18 protein-coding genes are annotated in these 18,524 nt (G+C 71.1%); 10 read left to right on the forward strand and 8 right to left on the reverse strand.

Annotated features, from left to right (window positions below; genetic code table 11):
* Nucleotides 1–198 precede the first annotated feature (198 nt).
* A complete protein-coding gene (locus tag G4Z16_RS09850; protein WP_197350477.1) occupies nucleotides 199–1,380 on the reverse strand; it encodes a methyltransferase in 1,182 nt (393 codons plus the stop codon).
* 28 nt (nucleotides 1,381–1,408) lie between these two features.
* A complete protein-coding gene (locus G4Z16_RS09855) occupies nucleotides 1,409–2,362 on the reverse strand; it encodes an EamA family transporter (RefSeq protein WP_246530767.1) in 954 nt (317 codons plus the stop codon).
* A gap of 68 nt (nucleotides 2,363–2,430) precedes the next feature.
* On the opposite strand from G4Z16_RS09855, the gene G4Z16_RS09860 reads away from it, so the two are divergent.
* Together G4Z16_RS09860 and G4Z16_RS09865 are read left to right on the forward strand one after the other, a co-directional pair.
* Nucleotides 2,431–3,339: a LysR family transcriptional regulator gene (locus G4Z16_RS09860; RefSeq protein WP_246530768.1), complete on the forward strand. Its 909-nt coding sequence runs from the start codon at nucleotides 2,431–2,433 to the stop codon at nucleotides 3,337–3,339.
* A gap of 84 nt (nucleotides 3,340–3,423) precedes the next feature.
* Nucleotides 3,424–3,660, forward strand: coding sequence for a hypothetical protein (locus tag G4Z16_RS09865; protein ID WP_197350478.1), 237 nt, complete (start codon nucleotides 3,424–3,426; stop codon nucleotides 3,658–3,660).
* Nucleotides 3,661–3,869: 209 nt separating this feature from the next.
* Here G4Z16_RS09865 and G4Z16_RS09870 read toward each other — a convergent pair whose 3' ends face one another.
* Both G4Z16_RS09870 and G4Z16_RS09875 read right to left on the reverse strand, forming a co-directional pair.
* The gene (locus tag G4Z16_RS09870; RefSeq protein ID WP_028434204.1) at nucleotides 3,870–4,400 is read right to left on the reverse strand and encodes an NUDIX hydrolase; all 531 of its coding nucleotides are present in this window, start codon (nucleotides 4,398–4,400) and stop codon (nucleotides 3,870–3,872) included.
* 88 nt (nucleotides 4,401–4,488) lie between these two features.
* A complete protein-coding gene (locus G4Z16_RS09875) occupies nucleotides 4,489–5,865 on the reverse strand; it encodes an NsdA family TPR-like regulatory protein (RefSeq protein WP_197350479.1) in 1,377 nt (458 codons plus the stop codon).
* Between the two features lie 228 nt (nucleotides 5,866–6,093).
* Between G4Z16_RS09875 and G4Z16_RS09880 the strand changes: the two genes are divergently transcribed.
* The 6 genes from G4Z16_RS09880 (at nucleotide 6,094) to G4Z16_RS09905 (ending at nucleotide 11,573) form a co-directional block, all read left to right on the forward strand.
* Entirely contained in the window at nucleotides 6,094–7,662 is a 1,569-nt protein-coding gene (locus G4Z16_RS09880; protein ID WP_197350480.1) for a helix-turn-helix domain-containing protein, read from the forward strand.
* Nucleotides 7,663–7,747: 85 nt separating this feature from the next.
* Entirely contained in the window at nucleotides 7,748–8,338 is a 591-nt protein-coding gene (locus tag G4Z16_RS09885; protein ID WP_197350481.1) for an N-acetylmuramoyl-L-alanine amidase, read from the forward strand.
* A gap of 128 nt (nucleotides 8,339–8,466) precedes the next feature.
* A complete protein-coding gene (locus G4Z16_RS09890; RefSeq protein WP_197354291.1) occupies nucleotides 8,467–9,378 on the forward strand; it encodes a 1-aminocyclopropane-1-carboxylate deaminase/D-cysteine desulfhydrase in 912 nt (303 codons plus the stop codon).
* A gap of 9 nt (nucleotides 9,379–9,387) precedes the next feature.
* The gene (locus G4Z16_RS09895; RefSeq protein ID WP_197350482.1) at nucleotides 9,388–9,873 is read left to right on the forward strand and encodes a GNAT family N-acetyltransferase; all 486 of its coding nucleotides are present in this window, start codon (nucleotides 9,388–9,390) and stop codon (nucleotides 9,871–9,873) included.
* Nucleotides 9,874–10,140: 267 nt separating this feature from the next.
* On the forward strand, nucleotides 10,141–10,563 hold the full coding sequence (locus G4Z16_RS09900; protein WP_055486106.1) for an ATP-binding protein: 423 nt from the start codon (nucleotides 10,141–10,143) through the stop codon (nucleotides 10,561–10,563).
* The gene (locus G4Z16_RS09905) at nucleotides 10,560–11,573 is read left to right on the forward strand and encodes an RNA polymerase sigma factor SigF (protein ID WP_197350483.1); all 1,014 of its coding nucleotides are present in this window, start codon (nucleotides 10,560–10,562) and stop codon (nucleotides 11,571–11,573) included. Before G4Z16_RS09900 ends, G4Z16_RS09905 begins: the two co-directional genes overlap by 4 nt.
* Before the next feature lie 57 nt (nucleotides 11,574–11,630).
* On the opposite strand, the gene G4Z16_RS09910 is transcribed toward G4Z16_RS09905, so the two are convergent.
* Complete coding sequence (locus G4Z16_RS09910) at nucleotides 11,631–12,068, reverse strand: hypothetical protein (protein ID WP_197350484.1); 438 nt, start codon at nucleotides 12,066–12,068, stop codon at nucleotides 11,631–11,633.
* A 79-nt stretch (nucleotides 12,069–12,147) separates the two neighbouring features.
* Here G4Z16_RS09910 and G4Z16_RS09915 point away from each other — a divergent pair, with 79 nt between their 5' ends.
* Nucleotides 12,148–13,116 carry a diacylglycerol/lipid kinase family protein gene (locus G4Z16_RS09915; protein ID WP_197350485.1) on the forward strand — a complete coding sequence of 323 codons (969 nt, stop codon included), beginning with the start codon at nucleotides 12,148–12,150 and terminating at the stop codon, nucleotides 13,114–13,116.
* 312 nt (nucleotides 13,117–13,428) lie between these two features.
* The gene (locus G4Z16_RS09920) at nucleotides 13,429–13,692 is read left to right on the forward strand and encodes a WhiB family transcriptional regulator (RefSeq protein WP_016469673.1); all 264 of its coding nucleotides are present in this window, start codon (nucleotides 13,429–13,431) and stop codon (nucleotides 13,690–13,692) included.
* 160 nt (nucleotides 13,693–13,852) lie between these two features.
* On the opposite strand, the gene G4Z16_RS09925 is transcribed toward G4Z16_RS09920, so the two are convergent.
* The 3 genes from G4Z16_RS09925 to G4Z16_RS09935 all read right to left on the reverse strand — a co-directional run bounded on the left by G4Z16_RS09925 (nucleotide 13,853) and on the right by G4Z16_RS09935 (nucleotide 18,519).
* Nucleotides 13,853–15,340 (reverse strand): sensor histidine kinase, encoded by a 1,488-nt coding sequence (locus tag G4Z16_RS09925; RefSeq protein ID WP_197354292.1) that lies wholly within the window; start codon nucleotides 15,338–15,340, stop codon nucleotides 13,853–13,855.
* A 369-nt stretch (nucleotides 15,341–15,709) separates the two neighbouring features.
* The gene (locus G4Z16_RS09930) at nucleotides 15,710–16,810 is read right to left on the reverse strand and encodes an SIS domain-containing protein (protein ID WP_197350486.1); all 1,101 of its coding nucleotides are present in this window, start codon (nucleotides 16,808–16,810) and stop codon (nucleotides 15,710–15,712) included.
* 83 nt (nucleotides 16,811–16,893) lie between these two features.
* Nucleotides 16,894–18,519, reverse strand: coding sequence for a glycoside hydrolase family 3 protein (locus G4Z16_RS09935; RefSeq protein WP_197350487.1), 1,626 nt, complete (start codon nucleotides 18,517–18,519; stop codon nucleotides 16,894–16,896).
* Nucleotides 18,520–18,524 lie beyond the last annotated feature (5 nt).

Consider the following 18,524-nt stretch of genomic DNA (forward strand, 5'->3'; position numbering starts at 1 on the left):
CTCTCCGCTTTCTCGGGGGACGGAAGGGAAGGTACAGGGACGGGAGCGGACCGTCGGGCCCCGGGTCCGGAGCACCGCCGGGCGTCTCCCGAGACTTGCGGAACGCCTTCCGTGCCGGTGTGGGGGCCGTGAACGGCGGCTCCCCGCCGGCCACTTCGTGAGTCTGGGTCGCCCGCCCGGGTTCGCCGGAGCCCCCGGTCAGCCCCCGGCGCGCCTCAGCCGCCACAGCGACGTGATCTCCACGGCGCGGGCGAAGTGCAGCGGATCGGAGGCGTCGGACGAACGCGCGTGGCGGGGACGGGTGTCCTCCCGGCCGGCGACGGCGAGGCCCGCCTCGGCGATCCAGGCCAGCAACTCCTCGCGCGTACGCAGCTGCAGATGCTCGGCGAGGTCGGAGAGGATCAGCCAGCCCTCGCCCTCAGCGGTCAGGTGCTCCGCCAGCCCCGAGAGGAAACCGCGGAGCATGCGGCTGCCGGGGTCGTACACGGCGTGTTCCAGCGGCGAGGCCGGTTTCGCGGGCAGCCAGGGCGGGTTGCACACGACGAGCGAGGCCTGCTCGGTGCCCGGCGGGAAGAGGTCCGCGGCGACGACGCTCACCTGCCCTGACACGCCCAGCCGTTCGACGTTCTCACGGGCACAGGCCAGGGCCCGCTCGTCCTGGTCGGTCGCGACGACACTGGTGACCCCGCGCCGGGCGAGCACCGCGGCGAGCACCCCGGTACCCGTGCCGATGTCGAACGCGAGCCCGCCCGGGGGCAGTTCGGTGCCGGCCACCAGGTCCACGTACTCGCCGCGCACGGGCGAGAAGACCCCGTACGCCGGGTGCACGCGTTCACCGCCCAGCGCCGGCACCGGTACTCCCCTGTGCCGCCACTCGTGAGCGCCGACGACGCCGAGCAGTTCGCGCAGCGCCACGAGGGAGTGCCGCACCCCGGTGCCCTCCGGCGGTCCGTACGCCTCGCGGCACGCCTCCCGTACGTCGGGCGCGCGGCGGAGCGGTACCGAGTAGCCGTCCCCGGCCCTGCCGTCCCCGCCCCCGGCGTCGAGTGGCACCAGCAGCATCCCCAGGATCCGCGCCCGCCGGGACTGCGCCTGGCGCTGGAGGTGGAAGGTCTCCCGCGGACTACCGCCGGCCTTCGGCGGCTTGCGGTCGACCCGGCGCGCCAGCGCGGACAGCATCTGCCGCGCCTGGTGATAGTCGCCGCGCCACAGCAGCGCCGTGCCCTCACAGGCCAGCTTGTAGGCGGAGTCGGCGGTCATGCGGTCGTCCGCGACGCGCACGTGCCGCGGGGGCTTCGCGCCGCTCTCCGAACGCCACAGTGCGGTGCGTTCGACGCCGTCCTCGGTCCAGACGGCCACCGGCCGCTCGCGCTCGCTCACCGGCCCAGCCTATGGCGCACGGCGGACCTCACGGCACGGGCGGCCCGGCACCCCTGGTGCGGGCGGCGGGAGGTGTACGTACCGCGCCCATGCTGGCGACGATGACCAGGGCGATGGCGACGAGCTCCGGCAACTCGAGGCGCTGGCCGAGCACCAGGAACCCCGCCGACGCCGCCGCCACCGGCATGAGGCTCATCAGCAGCGCGAAGGTCGCCGCGGGCAGCCTTCGCAGGGCGAACAGTTCGAGCGTGTACGGCACCCCCGAGGAGAGCACCGCCACCGCCGCGCCCAGCCCGAGCGTCACAGGGTCCAGCAGCGCGCGGCCGGCGCTCGCCACACCCAGCGGCGCGCTGAGCAGGGCGGCCAGTGCCATGGCGAGGGCAAGCCCGTCGGCCTTCGGAAATCGGGCGCCCGTACGGGAGTTGAAGAGGATGTACGCCACCCACATGGCACCGGCGGCCAGCGCGAACGCGGCCCCGGCGAAGTCGATGCTGCCGAAACCGCTGCTGCCCAGCAGATACACGCCCGCCAGCGCGAGCCCTGCCCACAGCAGGCTCAGCAGGCGCCGCGAACCCACGACGGACAGCACGAGCGGGCCGAGCAGTTCGAGGGTGACGGCGGCACCGAGCGGGATGCGGTCGATGGCCTGGTAGAAGAGCGTGTTCATGGTGCCGAGCGCGACGCCGAGCCCGGTGACGGCCGCCCAGTCCGTGCGGGAGTGGCCCCGCAGCCGCGGCCTGCACACGGCGAGCATGAGCAGCGCGGAGAAGACCAGCCTGAGCGCCACCACACCGAGCGCGCCGGCCCGCGGGAAGAGCGTGGCGGCCACCGCCGACCCGAACTGCAGTGACATGGCACTGCCGATGACCATCCCGACCGCGCCGAGCCGCCCGTGGCCCTGCCGTGCGTACGGGCCGTGGGCGCCGGAGCCGGGCCCGGTCCGGGGCGGGTTCCGCGCGGCAGTGCTGTCACCAGAGCTCATGAGCACACGTTATGACCGCCGCGTCGCCCTGTGAAATGCGTCTCGGCCTGCGGCTATGCTCCGTGCGCATGACCGCTGAACTGCGTCATCTGCGCGCCTTCCTCGCCATCGCCGACGCGGGCAGCGTGACGTCCGCCGCGGCGGTGCTGCGGATGAGCCAGCCCGCCCTCTCCCGGACCCTGCGTCAGCTCGAGGCGCACCTGGGAGTGCGGCTGGTGGACCGCACGACCCACCACCTGGAACTGACCACGGACGGACGGCGCTTCCTGGACAAGGCGACCACCGCGGTCGCCGCCGTCGACGAGGCGCTCGACCCCGCACGGCTGCGCCCGTGGCCGCTTCGCCTGGGCCACGCGTGGTCGGCGTTCGGACGGCACACCACTCCGCTGCTGCGGCGCTGGAAGGAGCTGTACCCGCAGACGCCGCTGGAGCTGCTGCGCGTGGACGAGCGGTCGGCAGGCCTGCTGAGCGGCAAGGTCGACGTCGCGTTGATGCGGGCACCGCTGATCCCCCGGGAGGCCGACGGCCTGCTCGGCGAGTGGCTGTGCAACGAGACGCGTGTGGCGGCTGTGCCCGCGGACAGCGAACTGGCCACGCACGCGGGCCCGTTGAACCTCGCCTCGCTGGCGCACCACCCCATCGCCCTCAACACCGTCTCCGGTCTGACCACGCTCGAACTATGGCCGGAGGAGATCCGCCCGGACCCGGACTCTGCGGTGCTCGTCGCCAACACGGACGACTGGCTGGGCGCCATCGCGGCGGGCAACGCCGTCGGCGTCTCCACGTCCGCCACGGCGGAGATGCACCCGCACCCGGACGTCGTGTACCGGCCGCTGGCCGGCACGGGCGACGTACCGCTGATGCTCATCTGGCGTGAGAGCCCCGTCGGTTCGGGCAGGCCCGGTCATCCCGCCGTGCCGCAGCTCGTACGGGTGGCCCTCGACGTACTGGCCGAGGATGAGCAGGGAACCAGCTGATCACGGCATACGTTTGGACGGGCAAGGACAGGGGAGTTTTCCGGGCAATTCCCCCCGGCGACGCAGGCACAGGAGGCAGGAACGATGGCGGGTTTCCTCGACAGGGCCAAGGAGCAGGCGCAGCGCGGCCTGACGCAGGGCAAGGAGAAGATGGAGGAGGTACAGGCACAGCGGCAGGGCAGCGACCTGCTGAAGCGCCTGGGCGCCGCCTACTACGCCGAGCAGCGTGGCAGCGGCACCTCCGCCGAGGTGCAGCAGGCGCTCTCCGCGCTGGAGCAGCACATCGCACAGCACGGGGACGGCTTCCTGCGCGGCAAGTGAGAAAGGCGTGAGGGGGCGCATGACAGGCGCTCCTTCCGCCGGAAGCGCGCGAGACGCGCACGAGAGGACCTTCCGGCCCCCGGCCCGCCGCACTCGGCGGACCGGGGGCCGGTCCGGCTCTCCGGCTCTGTCGTCCGGCCCGGTCCAGATCGCCGCGGCCCCGGTCCGACCCGGCCGGTCCGACCCGGCCGGTCCGGTTAGCCCTCCGGTCAGCCGAAGCGCAGCCGGTACAGCATCAGCAGTGCCGCCGCCGTGTTCGCGGCGGGGACCTCGCCTGCGGCGATGAGGTCCGGCGTCTCCTTCAGCGGCACCCACTCACGCTTGTCCGACTCGAAGTCGTCCTCGGGGTGGCCCGCGTAGGCGGCGCTGTCCGACCAGTAGATGTGATGCCGTGCGTCGGTGAGCCCGTTGGAGGGCTCCACAGTCATCAGATGACGCAGCGGCCCGGGCCGCCAGCCCGTCTCCTCCAGCATCTCGCGCGCCGCCGCGGCGGCGAGGTCCTCGCCGTCCTCGACGACTCCGGCCGCGAGCTCCCATCCCCAGCTGTCGGTGATGAAGCGGTGCCGCCAGAGCATCAGCACCTCGTTGCGTTCGTTGACCGCGGTGGCCATGGCCACCGGCCGCAGCCGGATCAGATAGTGATCCAGGTGACGGCCGTCCGGCAGCAGCACGTCCGCGAGATTGACCCGTAGCCACTGGTTCTCGTACACAGTGTGTTCACCCAGGTTCTTCCATCGCACGTATGTGCCCCCTTCCTGACGGAGGTTGGGCACATCCCAGCACGCCGCGGCGCTTCCCTGACAGAGGCGCCGTCCGGCCGTCCTCCCTTCAGAGAGGCACCCGCAACGTTTCCTCGATCAGCTCCGCCGCCTGTGCGGCCGGGGTGCCGGGGTGCCGTAGGAGACGCTCCCGGACCTGCCGCATGCGCTGCCGCAGCAGCTGTGATTCGATGCCCTGCGCCTGATCGGCCATCCGCACCGCCGTCTCCGCAGCGCGTTCCGGTGAGCCGGTGCGCAACTCGACGCCCGTGAGCGTGACCAGCCGGTTGACCCGGCCGCGCACATGGGCGGGTGCCCTCGCGGCCTCCTCGGCATACCGGCGGGCCGGTTCCAGCTCACCGAGTACCAGCAACGCCTCCGCCAATCGGACCTGTACCAGGCCCGGTTGGACGTAGCCGGTCTCCTCGGGCTCCTCCTCGGGACGTATGCGTGTGGAGCAGGTCTCGGCACTGCGCATGCAGCTGTGCGCACCCCTGCGATCGCCGATGCGCGCGTACGCCTTCGCCTGCATCGCGTACAGGTCGGTCGCCAGGGCCGGGGTCGAGTGCGGCCCCGGCGTGCGTAACACCGCCTCGGCACAGGCGATGGCGCGCCGGTTGTCGCCGAGATGGAGCGCCTGGTTGACGAGGAGCGAGACGACGTAGCCGCCGAAGAGGCGGTCGCCGGAGGCCTTGCCGAGGCGCAGAGCCTGGTGGAAGTACCGCTGGGCGAGGCCCTGTTCGTCGGCGTCGTAGGCGCAGATGCCGCTCACCGCGGCCAACGCGCCCGCCGCACGGCACAGTTCGCGGCCGGTCCCGTCGTCGTAGTCCCCGCGCAGCAGCGGCGCCACCTCACCGGTCAGGAAGCCGACGACGCGGGGGCGCGTGGCGACTCCGCCCGCGTTGCGGTAGAGGTGTTCGTAGTGGCCGCGAGCGGCGTGCAGCAGCGCGACGTCCGCCTCCGAGACCCCGCGTTTCCCCTGGTGGGAGACGTCCAGGTCGTCGGGAGGGTTCTCCCACTCCCACACCGGCGCCACCGCCGCCGCTCCCGTCAGCAGGGCCGGTCCGGGGGTGTCGGCGTGCATCTGGTCGGAGCGCCAGGAGACTGCCGCCCGCTCCACGAAGCGGCCCAGCGTGGCCCCTTCGTCGTCCTCGCCCGCGCCTCCGGATGAGAGGGGGTGCGGCGCCGGGAGCGCGCCGGGAGGTCCGGCCATGCCTATGTCCGCGAGGGTCAGCGTGCGTTCCAGCCGCGCGCCCAGTACCTCGCATATCAACTCCGGTACACGGCCCCGCGGACGCTGCCCCTTGAGCCAGCGCGCGACAGCCGTGTGATCGTAACGCAGAGTCACATCGTGCTCCGCGCCGAGACGATTGATCCGTGAAGCGAGACCTGCCCGGGAGATTCCCGACTGGTCAAGCAGTACGTCCAGTTGACTGTTGGGCTCCATCTCGCCCTCCGGTCGTCCAACCCTTGTTTCAGAGAGTAACGGAGAACCGTTCACACGGGGTGTGAAAGTCGCACCTCTGCGTGCGCACCTCACATGCTCCCCAAGAAGCGGAAGACGCGGTTCGCTTGGGAGCACTCCGTACGCAACTTCGCGTCGGAGCACACAAGGAGGGAATTCCCGTGAACGACCCGATCCGATTCCGCTTCGGCATCTCTCAGGTGGCCCCGCATGCGGCCCGGTGAGCGCCACCGCCGGGACCCGACCCCGAACGCCGCGCTGCGCTCCTTACTTGAGGAGAGCGAATGGACGCAGGAGGCCTTCGCCCGTGCCATCGGAAGGCTGGGCCACGAGGCCGGCGTCCGGCTGGGCTACGACCGCACCTCGATCGCCCACTGGCTGCGCGGCAGCCGTCCCTCGCCCCGGGTGCAGGGCTTCATCGCGGAGGCGCTCTCCCGGCGGCTGGGCCGTCCTGTCAGCGTGACCCAACTGGGCATGGGCGACGGCCGGTCCGGCGGGCCCGGCCCCCGGTCCAGGAACGCCGCGGGCGGAGAGGCCGCCGAACTGTTCGCGAACGAAGGGGAGTTCGACGCGAACCTGGCCGCCCTCCAGGACGGCGCGCCCCCGGCCGACCGGCTGGCGGCCCTCACGGCCGCCGTGGTCGGCCCGCCACGGGCGGACGCACCGCCGCCCGCGCCGTACCGCCTCACGCTGGGCGCGGCCGTCGCGCAACCGGGCACGGCGAGCACATCGGGAGCCACGAGTACGACAGCACCGCGCGAGCGCGGCATCGGCGACGAGCCCAGCGAAACCGCCGAACCCCTCCGCCCCCGTCCGCCCCGGGCACACTTCCCCTCCCTCCCCCGGGGCGGACGGCCCTCCCGGCGCACCACGCCGGACGAGGTGGCCTCCGTACGCGAGCACGCGCGCTTCTTCGCCCAGCAGGCGGACCGCCACGGCGGCGGCCACATCCGCACGCCGCTCGCGGCCTGCCTGGCGGGGCTGGTGCGCCGGCTGCATTCCGGCGGGGAGGGCCCGTACCACCCCCGACTCGTCGCGGGCGCGGCCCGGTTGAGCTATCTGCTGGGCCGCGTCTACTCGGACGAACAGCGCCACGGTCTCGCCCAGCGCGCCTTCGACACCGCCGCGCAGCTCGCCGCCGAGGGGGATGACCCCGAATGCGTGGCGCTCGTGCAGCGGGCGCTCAGTTCGCAGGCGCACCAGCTGGGTCACCGTCGCGTGAGCCTCGCTCTCGCCGAATCCGCCTGCGAGACGGCGCCCCCGGACTCGGCACCGTCGACGCGCTCGTTCCTGTACGCGGGGCTCGCGGTCGCACAGGCCGCGGAGGGCGCACGCACACCGGCTCTGGCCGCCCTGGGCCGCGCCGAGCACGAACTCGCCCGCGCGCCGGCCGACTTGACGACCGGGCCGGAGTCCCCTGACGGTGGCGAGCCCGTCGGCGCCTACCAGGACGCGGCGCTGCACTACCAGGCGAGCCAGGTACGGGCCGCGCTGGGAGACCGCGACGGGGCCGTCCGCGAGTTGCGGGCCTCGCTGCGCTCGCGCCCGGCCGGCGAACGCCGCTCCCGCGCCCTCAGCGAGGCGGAACTGGCGGAACTGCTGCTCTCCAGGGGGCGCGTGGAGGAGGCGTGCTCGGCGTGGCAGAGCTTCCTGGAGGACTCTGCGCTCGTACGGTCGGGCCGTGCACGCCGTGCCCGCGACCGGATGCCGCACCTGCTGCGTCCTTTCGCGCACGAGGCGTGTGTCCAGGGCCTGTTGACGCGTGCGGGCTTGCCCTGAAACGCCTGGGAACGGAGTAAGCGCACGGCCTGATGGGCATCACCCTCGAACACACGAGAGCGCAAAGGGAAGGTACGGGGCAGAGATGGCCACACCCATCACAGCAAGCGCCTTCATCACAGCCCTGAAGAAGGAGGGCGTGACGGTCGAGGAGGTCCGCGACTGGCGCAATCACAACCGCAACCACAAGGGCCCCTGGGGCCCGGTTCACGGAATCATGATCCACCACACCGTGACGAGCGGCGCCAAGGAGACGGTCGACCTCATCTACGACGGACGTTCCGATCTGCCCGGACCTCTGGCGCACGGCGTCATCACCAAGGACGGCACCGTGCATCTCGTCGGCCACGGGCGCGCCAACCACGCGGGACTCGGCGACGACGACGTGCTACGCGCGGTGACAGCGGAGGACGATCTGCCCGAACCCAACCAAATGAACACAGACGGCAACCGGTACTTCTACGGCTTCGAATGCGAGAACCTCGGCGACGGCGACGACCCGTGGCCCGACGAGCAACTCGACGCCATCGAACGCGCCGCCGCCGCACTGTGCAGGCATCACGGCTGGACCGAGGGCTCGGTCATAGGTCATCTGGAGTGGACGAACCAGAAGTCGGACCCGCGCGGCTTCACCATGGACGCGATGCGTAAGCGCATCGCCGCCCGCCTGAAGTGAGGGGATTCTGAGGCGACGGGAGGGGCGGACGGCGCGACAATGCACGTGTGAACAGCAGCGCCCCCGCCCCTCCCCCGCACCCCGGCCCCCCGGGGCCCGGAGGCGCCGGCGCGCTCTCGGCCGACGGCCTGCTCGCCGCTCTCGACCCTCCGCCGCTGCTCCCCTCGCCGCTCCAGGAGATCCACGACGAGCGCTTCGCCGGACGCGGCATACGGCTGCTGCTCAAGCGCGACGATCTGATACACCCGCGCGTTCCGGGCAACAAATGGCGAAAACTCGTCCCTAACCTGCGTGCCGCGGTCGAGGGCGGCCACACGGCACTGCTGACGTTCGGCGGCGCCTACTCCAACCATCTCCGGGCGACCGCCGCCGCCGGCCGGATGCTCGGACTCGCCACCGTCGGCGTCGTGCGCGGTGACGAACTGGCCCGACGGCCGCTCAACCCCTCGCTCGCGCGGTGTGCCGCCGACGGCATGGCGCTGCGCTTCGTCTCCCGCTCCGACTACCGGCGCCGCCGCGACCCGGACTTCGCCGAGCGGGTGCTCGGCGGCAGCGCTGCGACGAGGACGGCCCGGGAGGCTTTCCGCATACCCGAGGGCGGCAGCAACTCCCTTGCCGTGCACGGGTGCACGGCCCTCGGCGAGGAGCTGCGCGGCCGCACCGACGTCGCCGCCGTGGCGTGCGGGACCGGTGGCACCCTGGCCGGACTCGCGGCCGGACTCGGGCCGGGGCAGCGCGCCCTCGGCGTGCCCGTCCTGCGCGGCGGTTTCCTCGCCGGCGACATCCGTGAACTGCAACGTCGTACGTTCGGCGGCCCCCGCGGCACATGGCGCCTGGACGAGCGCTTCCACTTCGGCGGCTACGCCCGAAGCGACCCCCAACTGGAGGAATTCGCCCGGGACTTCGAGCGCCGGCACTCCCTGCCGCCGCTGGAACGGATCTACGTCGCCAAGCTGCTCTTCGCACTCACCACGCTCGCGGACGAGGGTGCCTTCGCGCCGGGCAGCACCGTGACGGCCGTCGTCACCGGCCCGCGTTAGCGTGGAGGAATGATCAGAGTCGCGGCCCCGTCCGACGTACCGGCCATCCACGCGATGATCCGCGAACTCGCCGAGTACGAGCGGGCACTGGAGCACGCGAAGGCAACGGAGCGGCAGTTGCACGACGCCCTGTTCTCCGAACACCCCGCGGTCTTCGCTCTGATCGCCGAGGGGACCACGGAGAGTGACCCCGTCGGTTTCGCTCTGTGGTTCCTCAATTTCTCCACATGGACCGGTACTCACGGTGTGTATCTGGAGGACCTGTACGTGCGCCCGTCCGCGCGCGGCGCCGGGCACGGGAAGCAACTGCTTTCAGCCCTTGCCGGAATCTGTGTCGAACGGGGTTATGAACGCTTCGAGTGGTGGGTATTGGACTGGAACGACCCCTCAATCGGTTTTTACAGATCACTTGGCGCCGAACCGATGGAGGAGTGGACGGTCTTCCGGATGTCAGGGGAACCACTGAGGAAGCTGGCCGACGGCAACACAGCGTAACGATTCGGGATTCACGACCTCCGACCCCTAGCCACAGACAGTACCCATATGTTTACTATGGGTGACGCTCATGTGATGGGACGCCGCAGCTCGTCGTAGATCCGTGCGGGCGACATCAGCTCGCGGATCGCGATAGCGTCGCAGGCGAACCATCGACGGCGTCAGTCCGTTGGTTCTCCGTGGGAGAGATCCACGGGCCAGGGCGGCGGACCGACGCACTCGTACAGCGAACGAGCCGAACCGGCTTGTGCCACTTTGGAGGTGAGGGTGTCCCAGATCGCAGGTGAGCCCGTGGGGCAGGACGGACAGGACTTCGTCGAGGTCCGGCTGCCCGCGGCGGGTGCCTATCTGTCGGTGTTGCGCACGGCCACGGCCGGGCTCGCAGCCCGCTTGGACTTCACCCTTGACGAGATCGAGGATCTGCGGATCGCCGTCGACGAGGCGTGCGCCATCCTCCTCCAGCAAGCGCTGCCGGGCTCCGTGCTCAGCTGCGTCTTCAGGCTCGTCGGCGATTCCCTCAGGGTCACCGTCTCGGCACCCACGACCGACGGCAGGGCGCCGGAGCGCGACACCTTCGCCTGGACAGTGCTCTCCGCCCTGGCCGGCGAGGTGGATTCGGCGGTGTCCGACGACCGTACGGTCAGCATCAGCCTGCACAAGAAGCGCGGTGCCGGCCCCGGAGCGCCGTGACCGGCCACGAGGCACGGGAGCATCGGGCGGGCCGCATCGGTGCGTCGGCCGACCAGGTCGTGCCTGAGCAGGCCAGGCCGCACCCCGCCGACCCCAGCAGTCAGCTACCGGAGCAGGCAGAGCGGGCGGACGCGATGGACATGCAGCAGCAGCAGGAGACGCACGGACACGAGACCGCACGCGGTCACGAGCAGCTCGGCGCCGGCCAGCACGGTGCCCGTACGGCACGGGCCGCGCAGTTCGCGCACTTCGATCCGCACGACCGCAGCGGAGCCCGGGGCATGTTCATCGCGCTGCGCGGTCTTCCCGACGGCTCCCCCGAGCGCGCCGAACTGCGCAACCACCTGGTGCGGATGCACCTTCCGCTGGTCGAGCACCTGGCCCGCCGCTTCCGCAACAGGGGCGAGCCCCTGGACGACCTCACACAGGTCGCGACGATCGGTCTGATCAAGTCGGTCGACCGTTTCGACCCGGAGCGCGGCGTGGAGTTCTCCACCTACGCCACCCCCACCGTCGTCGGCGAGATCAAGCGCCACTTCCGGGACAAGGGCTGGGCCGTGCGCGTCCCGCGCCGTCTCCAGGAACTGCGCCTGTCGCTCACCTCCGCGACGGCGGAGCTGTCCCAACTCCACGGCAGGGCCCCCACGGTTCACGAGCTGGCCCAGCGTCTGTCGATCTCCGAGGAGGAGGTGCTGGAGGGCCTGGAGTCCGCCAACGCCTACAGCACCCTCTCCCTCGACGTTCCCGACACGGACGACGAGTCGCCGGCCGTCGCGGACACCCTGGGCGCGGAGGACGACGCCCTCGAGGGTGTGGAGTACCGCGAATCGCTCAAGCCGCTCCTGGAGGAACTGCCGCCGCGCGAGAAGAAGATCCTGCTGCTGCGCTTCTTCGGCAACATGACGCAGTCGCAGATCGCGCAGGAGGTCGGCATCTCGCAGATGCACGTATCGCGCCTGCTGGCACGGACGTTGGCGCAGCTGCGCGACAGGCTGCTGATCGAGGAGTGACCACCGCAGAGAGCCCGGCCGGGAATCGGCCGGGCTCTCTGCGGATTCGGGCGTGTCCTACGCGTCGCGCGGGCCGATGCCCAGCGCCTCCGTCGCGGTGGGATTGATGAGACAGCCGAGCACCGCGACGCCCGTCAGCGCGATGACGATGCCCGCGGCCGTCCACACGCCGCCGTTCTGGGCCATCTGGTAGCCCGTCGGCAGCGCGATCAGCTGCACGATCATCGACGGGCCCCGGCTCCACCGCCTGCGCAGCCACAGCCCGCGCGCGGCGGCGAGCGGAAGCGCGGACAGCGCCAGCACGGTCACTGCCATCGTGACCGCCTGCACCATCCCGTCCGGTTCGTCCGTCAGGAGCTTCACGAGCGAGACGACACCGAAGGCGGCGACGACCACCCCCTCGATCGCGGTCAGCGCGGCGGCGGCCGTGAGGCGTCGCGGGCGGCGGCCCTCGGGCAGGTCCCGGGAGGAAGAGGTCTCATTCGGTGTCGGCACAGTGAAGAGCGTAGTCCCACGCGTGCAGACGTCTCCAAGGCCGGGGGCGGCACTCCACCGGATATGTACGCTGCCCTCCATGCGCGCACTCCTCGTCGTCAATCCGGTAGCCACCACCACCAGCCTGCGCACTCGTGAGGTGATCACCCATGCACTCGCGAGTGACCTCGAGCTGGACGTGGTGACGACGGAGTCCCGCGGGCACGCCCGCGAACTCGCACGGCTGGCGGCGCAGAACGGCGAGACGAAGCTGGTGATCGCGCTCGGCGGCGACGGCACCGTCAACGAGGTCGTGAACGGTCTGCTGCACCAGGGGCCGGACCCCGAAGGACTCCCCCGTCTCGCGGTGGTGCCCGGCGGCTCCACCAACGTCTTCGCCCGCGCGCTGGGCCTGCCGAACCACGCCGTCGAGGCGACCGGCCAGCTGCTCGACGCCATCGAATCGGGCCGTGAGCGCACCATCGGCCTCGGTCTTGCTTCGGGAGTACCGGACACCGAGGACGCGTGTCTGCGTCCGCGCTGGTTCACCTTCTGCGCCGGCCTCGGCTTCGACGCGGGAGTGGTGGGCCGCGTCGAACAGAAAAGGGAACTCGGCAAGCGTTCGACTCATGCTCTGTACGTGCGGCAGGTGTTGAAGCAGTTCGCGAAGGAACAGCACCGCAGCCGCGGCACGATCAGGCTGGAGCGGGAAGGCCACGAGCCGCTCGAGGATCTCGTGGCGTCGATAGTCTGCAACACCGCGCCGTGGACCTACCTGGGCAACCGTCCCGTCTACGCCGCCCCTCAGGCCTCCTTCGACACCGCCCTCGACGTGCTCGGACTCTCGCGGCTGACGCCCTTGGCCATGAGCCGGTACGGCACTCAATTGCTCACGTCGAGCCCCGAGCGCGGGCCCCGCGGTAAACACGCGGTAACCCTCCATGACGTGGTGGACTTCACCTTGCATTCGCAGGTTCCACTGCCGTTTCAGATGGACGGTGACCACCTGGGAGTGCGGAACAGCGTGAACTTCACAGGCGTACGCCGTGCACTGCGTGTGATTGCTTAAGTCCAAGGGCCAAAAGTCCTTCCACTCGAACGTTTAGGCCAGGGTCCACCCCCTGGAAGTACGCCTGTGAGTGATGCGACACCAAGGAATCAAAAAAAACTTGGCGGAGGGGGTTGTATCCGCCGCTGAGGTTTGCGAGTCTCTTCATGGCGATCGGGCGGCCCCTCACGGCGGCCCCCAGGTGCCCGAATCCTTTCTCTCACTCCGCTGGGACCCGTATCACAGTCGATCGGCGCCCCTTCCCTTGCGAGAGGATTCGTGAAAGCGTTCACATTCACAAGCCCAGCACACTCACGAGGAGAGGTAGCAGCCATGGACTGGCGTCACCACGCCGTTTGCCGCGAGGAAGACCCCGAGCTGTTCTTCCCCATCGGCAACACTGGTCCTGCGCTGCTGCAGATCGAGGAAGCGAAGGCCGTCTGCCGTCGCTGCCCCGTCATGGAGCAGTGCCTGCAGTGGGCCCTGGAGTCCGGCCAGGACTCCGGTGTCTGGGGGGGCCTCAGCGAGGATGAGCGCCGCGCGATGAAGCGCCGTGCCGCCCGCAACCGGGCGCGGAACAACGCCGCGACCGCCTGAGACTGACGCCCACACCCTGCCACTCGCTGCATCCCGAGCCGCAGCGCGCAGTGCCACAAAGCGCACCGCGTTCATACAGAGTCAGAGCCCCGGCCCTACAGGGCCGGGGCTCTGACTCGTTCTCGCACCGGGACTCGTTCTCGCGCCGGCCGTCCCCGGGTCAGCGTTCGCGCTTCTCCACCGAGACCGGGAGGTCGAGGACGACGCGCGTGCCGCGTTCCGGTGCGGGGAGCATGTCGAACTCTCCGCCCAACTCGCCCTCGACCAGGGTCCGTACGATCTGCAGCCCGAGGTTGCCCGTCTGCTTGGGATCGAAGCCCTCGGGCAGGCCGCGCCCGTCGTCCTGGACGGTGACCAGCAGCCGCCCCGGCTCCTTGCCCTTGCCCTTGCCTCCCGAGCGCACCGCACCGACCTCGATCGTGCCCTGTTCGCCCGGCCCAAAGCCGTGTTCCAGTGCGTTCTGCAGGACCTCCGTCAGCACCATCGAAAGGGGTGTGGCGACCTCCGCCTCCAACACCCCGAAGTGGCCCGTGCGATGGCCGGTCACCCGGCCGGGAGAGATCTCGGCGACCATCGCCAGCACTCGGTCGGCGATCTCGTCGAACTCGACCCTCTCGTCCAGGGTCTGGGAGAGCGTCTCGTGGACGATGGCGATCGAACCGACCCGCCGCACGGCCTCGTTGAGCGCGTCCCGCCCACGGTCCGAGTCCATCCTGCGGGCCTGAAGACGCAGCAGCGCGGCAACCGTCTGCAGGTTGTTCTTCACCCGATGGTGGATCTCGCGGATCGTGGCGTCCTTGGTCATCAACTCCCGCTCGCGCCGCCGCACTTCGGTGATGTCGCGCAGCAGGATGAGCGAACCGATGCGCGTGCCCTTGGGTTCGAGCGGGATGGCGCGCAGCTGTACGACGCAGTCGTTGGCCTCGACCTCCGCGCCGCGCGGGGCCCAGCCGCTGGCCAGCTTCACCAGAGCCTCGTCGACGGGGGCACGGGAGGGCGCGAGTTCGGCGGTGACCCGGCCGAGGTGCAGCCCCACGATCTCGGTGGCCAGACCGAGCCGGTGATACGCGGAGAGGGCGTTCGGGCTGGCGTACTGGACGATGCCGTCCGAGTCGAGCCGGATCAACCCGTCGCCCACGCGCGGCAGATGATCGATGTCTAGCTGCTCGCCGGGGAAGGGGAAGGAGCCCGCGGCGATCATCTGGGCGAGGTCGGACGCGCTCTGCAGATAGGTGAGTTCGAGCCGGCTGGGCGTGCGCACGGTCAGCAGATTGGTGTTGCGCGCGATGACGCCGAGGACGCGGTTCTCCCTGCACACCGGGATGGACTCGACCCGTACGGGCACCTCTTCGCGCCACTCCGGGTCTCCCTCGCGCACGATGCGGCCCTCGTCGAGTGCCGCGTCCAGCAGCGGCCGCCGGCCGCGCGGCACGAGGTGGCCCACCATGTCGTCCTGGTGGGAGGTCGGCCCGGTGTTGGGGCGCATCTGGGCGACGGAGACGTAGCGCGTACCGTCCCGCGTGGGCACCCACAGCACGAGGTCCGCGAAGGAGAGGTCCGAGAGCAGCTGCCACTCGGAGATCAGCAGATGCAGCCACTCCAGGTCGGTGTCCGAGAGGGCCGTGTGCTGCCGTACGAGGTCGTTCATGGAGGGCACACCGGCGACCTTACCTGCGGCCCGTACCGGGCGGCGTGGCCGTCTTCTCCCGGCTCCTGCCGCATCCGCCCGGAATTCATACGTTCCTGATGAACTTTGCCGATGGCATGGACAGGCAAGAGTGGTCTAGTCCACAATTTCAGGTAGACAAGCCGTACTGACTTCTGCCCTCCCCGCACAGGAGGGCGGAGAGAGACCTGGGCGTCGTCTGCCCTGATTGCGCCGTGGTCTCCGGCATCGGGCTGCGGTGCCGGACGGGTTGAGGGTCCCGTCCCGGCGCCGTGGCCCGAGGTGTGTCCGGCTCCCGTCACATCTGCGGCGCCGCTCCCCCGGCTTCCCGGGACTGACGGCGCCCCAGGTTCAGCGCGTCTCCGTCACCTTGGCCAGCGCGCGGGGTGCGTCCGGGTCCTGGCCGCGGGCGATGGTGACCTCGTACGCGAGCATCTGCAGCGGGATGATCTCGAGAATGGGCTGAAGCTCCTCCGGAAGCCCCTCCGTCGGCAGAGCGAAGCCCGCGGACGCACGGTCCACCTCCTCGCGGCTGCCGATGACGACGAGGTCGGCCCCGCGGTCACGGAGGCGGTCGAGTACGGGTTGCAGCGCCTCTCCGCCCTTGCCGTCGGTGACGACGGCGATGACCGGCGAGATGTTGTCGACCATGGCCAGCGGGCCGTGCAGCAGATCGGCGCCCGAGTAGGACAGCGCGGGAATGTAGCTGGTCTCCATCAGTTTCAGTGCCGCCTCCTTCGCCGTCGGGTAGCCGTAGCCGCGGGAGGTGAGCACCATCCGCTCGGCGAACCGGTAGCGCCCGGCGAGCGCCTTGACCTCCCCCCGCCGGTCGAGCACCGACTGCGCCAGGTCCGGCAGCAGCTCCGCCTTGCCGGCGCCCTGGCCGCCGCGCATACCGTCCACGAAGAGGTACAGCGCGAGGAGTTCGGCCGTGTAGGTCTTCGTCGCCGGAAGGGCCTTCTCCTCGCCGGCCAGGACGTCGATATGGAACTCGCTGACCTCCGCCAGCGGCGAGGCGGAGTTGTTCGTCACCGCGAGGGTGAGCGCACCCGCCTCACGCGCCGCCCGCGTGGAGGCGACGAGATCCGGCGAGCCGCCCGACTGGCTGACAGTGATGACGAGGCAGTCCGTCAGGTCCGGCCTGGCACCGTAGGCAGTGGTCGTCGACATCGACGTCAGGCCGCAGGGCTTGCCCAGAAGGATCTCCAGCAGGTACTTCGCGTAGAGCGCGGCGTTGTCGGACGTGCCGCGGGCGGTCAGGAGCACGAAGCGGGGACTGCGGGCCGCGACCTCCTCGGCGATCTCGCGGATCCTCGGCGCCCCCTCGTCGAGGATGCGGCGCAGCACGGCCGGCTGTTCGGCCATCTCACCGGACATCACCCTGCCCGGCGCGCTGCGGGAACGGCCCGGCGATGAGGCCTGCTCGGGTGTCGATGCCGACGTGGCGGACATGCTTGCTGCCTCCAGTTGAGTTGTCAGGTCTGTGTGACGCACGAGCGGGCGGAGGGACGGAGGCGAGTGGGGCACCCCGGGTGTCAGTCACCCCGCGTGTCAGTGCCAGCAGCCTGTCCGGCGATGACCTCGGCAGCTGCCAGTCCGCACACCCGGGCGGCTCCGTGGGTGGCGATGTGCAGCGCTCCGGCGGGCGGCGCCTGCGGCACTCCCATCTCGACCACGACGGTATCCGGACGTGAGGCGAGCAGGGCGTCCAGCGCGTCGGCCATCCACGGATGACGGTGCACGTCGCGTACCACGGCGACGATCCTACGGTCCGCCGCATCGGCGAGCACGCTTGCGACCGGCCCGGACGACCCGGCGCGGGCCGCGTCCGCCGCGTACGTCGCGGTGGCAGTGCCCGGCAGCAGCCGTGTCAGTTCGGCGGCGACACCCCACGGGGTCTCCCCGCCGACGGCGATGTTCGCGGCCGGTGAGAACGAGGCGACGAACGCGGGCCCGGTGAGCGGCTCGAACGGCAGCGTCCCGGAGGCGGCGGCGCCGGCGCCGGGCACGGTGACGCTCAAGGCGCGGCGGGCCGCTTCGAGGCCGACACCGGTGGCGGTGCCGGCCCGTGCCCCGCCGGACTCCGGGACCTCCGGGGCTTCCGCCCGTGCCCCGCCCCGGGCGGCGGCGCCGGCGCCGTTCGTCCAGCGCGCGAGCGTACGCACGCGGGCCGCGGCATCGGCGAGGCGCTGCTCCGTCAACTCGCCGTCGTGAACGGCCCGTACGAGTGCGTCGCGCAGCCGCAGCACGGTCTCCTCGTCGGCCAGCCCCCCGCCGACGCACAGCGCGTCCGCTCCCGCGGCGACTGCCAGGACGCTGCCACGCTCCAGGCCGTAGGTGCCGGAGATGGCCTGCATCTCCATGCCGTCAGTGACGATCAGGCCGGTGTGTCCGAGGCCGCCGTCTTCACGTGACGCGCGTAGCAGACCCATGAGAGCGGCGGGACTGAGCGTGCCAGGCAGGGACTCGTCGAGGGCGGGCAGCAGGATGTGGGCGCTCATCACGCCCTTGGCGCCCGAGTCGATCGCCGCCTGGAACGGGACGAGTTCACGCTCGCGCAGGGTGCCCATGTCGGCGTCGATGCGGGGCAGGGCGTGGTGGGAGTCGACGGCCGTGTCACCGTGTCCGGGGAAGTGCTTCACGCAGGCGGCCACGCCGGCGGACTGAAGCCCCTCGACGTACGCGACGGTGTGTCTGGCGACCAGCAGCGGGTCGTCGCCGAAGGAGCGGACGCCGATGACGGGGTTGTCGGGGTTGGAGTTGACGTCCGCGGAGGGCGCCCAGTTGAGGTTGACCCCGCACGCGGCGAGACGGCGGCCGAGCTCGTGCGCGACCGCGCGCGTGAGAGCGGTGTCGTCGACGTGGCCCAGGGCGAGGTTTCCGGGGAAGGACGATCCCGTCCGGGCCTCCAGGCGGGTCACGTCGCCGCCCTCCTCGTCGATCGCGACCAGTACCTCGGGCCTCACCTCGCGCAGCTGGGCGGTGAGCGCGGCGAGCTGCTCCGGCGATTCGATGTTGCGTCCGAACAGGCCGACGGAGGCGAGCCCCTCACCGAGCTGCCGCAGCAGCCACTCTGGCGCGCTGGTGCCGGTGAAGCCGGGCTGGAGCACGGTCAGAGCGTCCCGGGTGAGGCTCTCGGTGCCGGTTGCGAGCGTGGTCATGTGGC

This window comes from Streptomyces bathyalis (genome assembly GCF_015910445.1).
Lineage (GTDB): Bacteria > Actinomycetota > Actinomycetes > Streptomycetales > Streptomycetaceae > Streptomyces > Streptomyces bathyalis.

What these genes read in the sequence shown, in the direction of transcription:
- G4Z16_RS09855 (WP_246530767.1), bottom strand. Translation starts at nt 2,362, where the DNA reads ATGAGCTCTGGTGACAGCACTGCCGCGCGGAACCCGCCCCGGACCGGG.
- G4Z16_RS09860 (WP_246530768.1), top strand. Translation starts at nt 2,431, where the DNA reads ATGACCGCTGAACTGCGTCATCTGCGCGCCTTCCTCGCCATCGCCGAC.
- G4Z16_RS09865 (WP_197350478.1), top strand. Translation starts at nt 3,424, where the DNA reads ATGGCGGGTTTCCTCGACAGGGCCAAGGAGCAGGCGCAGCGCGGCCTG.
- G4Z16_RS09875 (WP_197350479.1), bottom strand. Translation starts at nt 5,865, where the DNA reads ATGGAGCCCAACAGTCAACTGGACGTACTGCTTGACCAGTCGGGAATC.
- G4Z16_RS09880 (WP_197350480.1), top strand. Translation starts at nt 6,094, where the DNA reads ATGCGGCCCGGTGAGCGCCACCGCCGGGACCCGACCCCGAACGCCGCG.
- G4Z16_RS09885 (WP_197350481.1), top strand. Translation starts at nt 7,748, where the DNA reads ATGGCCACACCCATCACAGCAAGCGCCTTCATCACAGCCCTGAAGAAG.
- G4Z16_RS09895 (WP_197350482.1), top strand. Translation starts at nt 9,388, where the DNA reads ATGATCAGAGTCGCGGCCCCGTCCGACGTACCGGCCATCCACGCGATG.
- G4Z16_RS09915 (WP_197350485.1), top strand. Translation starts at nt 12,148, where the DNA reads ATGCGCGCACTCCTCGTCGTCAATCCGGTAGCCACCACCACCAGCCTG.
- G4Z16_RS09920 (WP_016469673.1), top strand. Translation starts at nt 13,429, where the DNA reads ATGGACTGGCGTCACCACGCCGTTTGCCGCGAGGAAGACCCCGAGCTG.
- G4Z16_RS09925 (WP_197354292.1), bottom strand. Translation starts at nt 15,340, where the DNA reads ATGAACGACCTCGTACGGCAGCACACGGCCCTCTCGGACACCGACCTG.
- G4Z16_RS09930 (WP_197350486.1), bottom strand. Translation starts at nt 16,810, where the DNA reads ATGTCCGCCACGTCGGCATCGACACCCGAGCAGGCCTCATCGCCGGGC.
- G4Z16_RS09935 (WP_197350487.1), bottom strand. Translation starts at nt 18,519, where the DNA reads ATGACCACGCTCGCAACCGGCACCGAGAGCCTCACCCGGGACGCTCTG.